The organism is Frankia sp. Mgl5, assembly GCF_023242985.1.
In the GTDB taxonomy this organism is placed as follows: domain Bacteria; phylum Actinomycetota; class Actinomycetes; order Frankiales; family Frankiaceae; genus Parafrankia; species Parafrankia soli.
In genome coordinates, this window is sequence record NZ_JALKFY010000222.1 from 1 (window position 1) to 255 (window position 255).

At 55.7% G+C, this 255-nt stretch carries 1 protein-coding gene; it reads right to left on the reverse strand.

Annotated elements, in window-relative coordinates; all coding sequences use genetic code 11:
• Positions 1 to 255: CapA family protein (locus tag MXD62_RS09100; RefSeq protein ID WP_248828934.1), on the reverse strand; the 255-nt coding region annotated here is incomplete at both ends.

Genomic DNA, 255 nt, shown 5'->3' on the forward strand with positions numbered 1-255 from the left:
CAACCGGATAATCCTCCCTTTCTTTGCCCCAATGCGCAATCACGACAACCAGGTCGGCCTGCTCTCTTGCCGCGCGAATCGCTTCGACGGCAAGCTTGGGATCGTAGGAGACAGCGATGCCCGGTTTATTTTTACCGGCATACCAGCTTACTTCCGGAACAACCCGGCTGAACCCGAAGAACGCCAGCTTAACCCCATTTCGTTCAACGATGACAGGTGCAAACGCCCGTGTTGCGTCATGGCCTGCACCTACAT